Origin of the sequence: Tsukamurella soli (genome assembly GCF_039541155.1) — a bacterium.
In the GTDB taxonomy this organism is placed as follows: domain Bacteria; phylum Actinomycetota; class Actinomycetes; order Mycobacteriales; family Mycobacteriaceae; genus Tsukamurella; species Tsukamurella soli.
On sequence record NZ_BAABFR010000209.1, the window covers coordinates 1 to 2,720 of the forward strand.

The following is a 2,720-nucleotide window of genomic DNA, read 5'->3' on the forward strand; positions in this document are numbered from 1 at the left end:
CCGCGCACCGCAGCGCGGCGCGCGCGACCTGGTGGTTCACGCCTCCCCACCCGGCTGCTCGGCCAGCGGCACCTGCGCGCCCTGCTCCGCCCACCAGCGCCGCAACTCGGCCGCGGCCTCGTCGGGCTCGAGCGGGCCCCGGTCGAGACGCAGTTCCTTGAGGTGACTCCACGCGCGCCCCACCTCGGGCCCCGGCGGCAGACCGAGCAGCTGCATGATCGCGTTGCCGTCGAGGTCGGGGCGGACCCGATCGAGGTCCTCCCGCTCTCTGAGCTGCTCGATACGCTGCTCGAGCGAGTCGTAGGTGGCCTGCAGCCGGGCCGCGCGCCGCTTGTTGCGGGTGGTGCAGTCGGCGCGCACCAGCTTGTGCAGCCGGGGGAGCAGGTCCCCGGCGTCGGTCACGTAGCGACGCACCGCCGAGTCCGTCCACTGCCCCTCGCCGTAACCGTGGAAGCGCAGGTGGAGGAACACCAGCCGGGCGACGTCCTCCGTGACGGCCTTGGAGTAGGCGAGCGCGCGCATCCGCTTACGCACCATCTTCGCGCCGACCACCTCGTGGTGATGGAACGAGACGCCGCCGGCGGGCTCGTGGCGGCGCGTGGCGGGCTTGCCGATGTCGTGCAGCAACGCGGCCCAGCGGAGGACGAGGTCCGGATCGGCGTCCTCGAGGTCGATCGCCTGCCGCAGCACCGTCATCGAGTGCCAGAAGACGTCCTTGTGCTGGTGATGCTCATCGATCGCGAGCTTCATCCCGGGAACCTCCGGGATCACCCGCTCGGCGAGCCCGCTGTCGACGAGCAGCACGAGTCCGTCGACGGGGTGTTCGCCGAGGATCAGCTTGTCCAGCTCCGTGCGGACCCGCTCAGGGGTGATGCGGTCGATCTCCGCGTTCATGTCCGCCATCGCGGCCGACACGCGCGGAGCGACGGAGAATCCGAGCTGCGAGACGAACCGTGCGGCCCGGAGCATCCGGAGCGGGTCGTCGGAGAAGGACTCCTGCGGGGTGGCAGGGGTGTCGATCACCCCGGCGAGCACGGCGTCCATGCCGCCGAGCGGGTCGAGGAACTCCTCGGCGCCGCCGCGGCCGACACGCACGGCCATCGCGTTCACAGTGAAGTCGCGGCGCACCAGGTCGTCCTCGAGCCGCTCACCGAACCGCACGACGGGATTGCGGGTGACCCGGTCGTAGGCCTCCGCGCGGAACGTGGTGATCTCCAGCATCTGGCCGAGGGCCTCGGCGCTCACGGTTCCGAACTCGATACCCGTGTCCCACATCGCGTCGGCCCAGCCCCGTAGCAGCGCCTGGACCTGCTCGGGCCGCGCGTCGGTGGTGAAATCGAGATCACTGGTGAGCCGACCCAGGACGGCGTCCCGCACCGAGCCGCCCACGAGATACAGCTCGAAGCCCGCGTCGGCGAACCGGGTGCCCAGCGGGCCGAGGATGTCGGAGAGCTGCCGCAGCGAGATCTGTGCGGCCGCGAGGAGCCGCGTACGACGCTCCTCGCGCGCCTCGTCGGGGGGCACGCGGCGCACCTCGTGCGCTGCGTCGGCAGAATCTGTCACGACCCGCCAGTCTACCGACGCCGCGCCAATCGACCGCGTCGGCGCTCTGCCCGCAGCACGCGCCAGTAGCATCGGCAGCGTGTCATCCGCAGAATCCGCCGACCCCGACCGGCGTCAGCCGCGTCTCGGTACGGGCCCGGGTGCTGCCGCGGATCAGTCTCGACAGCCCGGAGAGCCCGACTCTCCCCGGCCGCGCCGACGCCGACGGCGCGGCGGCCGTGGGCGCTCCCGCGCCCAGCTCACCCGGGTCACCGATCGGGATCCGGCCACGGCCGGCTCGCCCGACGGTGGCTCGCCGACGCCGGGTGGGGACGCCCCCACCGGCTGCCCGACCGGTTGTACTCCGGCCGACGGGGACGCCCCCGTCGACGGTGACCGGCCCACCGAGCGTCAGGCATCACGATCCGACCGGCAGGTCCGGCCAGAACGCATACAACCCCGAAACACCGACGTCGCCGGGGCACCGAAACCGCACCCACCGGGGCAGGCGTCCGCCGTGGCGCGGTCCCACCGCGCCACCCCGGCCCGTACGGCCCGACGACAGCGACCGGACACCCGTGCCCGGACGGTGCGCGAGACGTCCGCGGGCGGCCTCGTCGTGGCCGGGCTGGACGGAGCCGGCGAGTCCGGGCTGCGCGCCGCCCTGATCGGCCGCACAGACCGGCGCGGCCGCATTCTGTGGTCGCTGCCCAAGGGCCACATCGAGGTGGGGGAGACGGCCGAGCAGACCGCGATCCGGGAGATCGCCGAGGAGACCGGCCTGACGGGGTCGGTGCTCGCACCGATCGGCAAGATCGACTACTGGTTCGCCGCCGAGGGCCGCCGCGTGCACAAGACCGTGCACCACTTCCTGCTGTCCTGGGAGGGCGGCGACCTCAGTGCCGAGGACTACGAGGTCGCCGAGGTCGCGTGGGTGCCGCTCGCCGACCTGCCGTCGCGGCTGACGTACTCCGACGAGCGCAAGCTCATCGCCGCCGCGAAGACGGTGATCTCAGACCTGGTAGGCGACCCCGACGCCGTCCGGGCGCGGGTGGCCGCAGCGGCCCGGACGGAACCGTCGGACTACGAGAAGGCGGCGGCCGAGCGGAACCGGCTCCGCAACGACCCGCCGGTGCCCACACCCCGGCGCAGGCGGGGCGGGCGGCGCGGGCGGGGGC

2 protein-coding genes are annotated in these 2,720 nt (G+C 73.3%); one reads left to right on the forward strand and one right to left on the reverse strand.

The features are described from left to right. Window positions 1-36: 36 nt before the first annotated feature. Window positions 37-1,635, reverse strand: coding sequence for a CCA tRNA nucleotidyltransferase (locus ABD908_RS27065; protein WP_345001962.1), 1,599 nt, complete (start codon window positions 1,633-1,635; stop codon window positions 37-39). A 424-nt stretch (window positions 1,636-2,059) separates the two neighbouring features. Here ABD908_RS27065 and ABD908_RS27070 point away from each other — a divergent pair. After that, window positions 2,060-2,720, forward strand: a 661-nt coding sequence (locus ABD908_RS27070) for an NUDIX hydrolase (RefSeq protein ID WP_345001964.1), incomplete at its 3' end; no start/stop codon positions are given.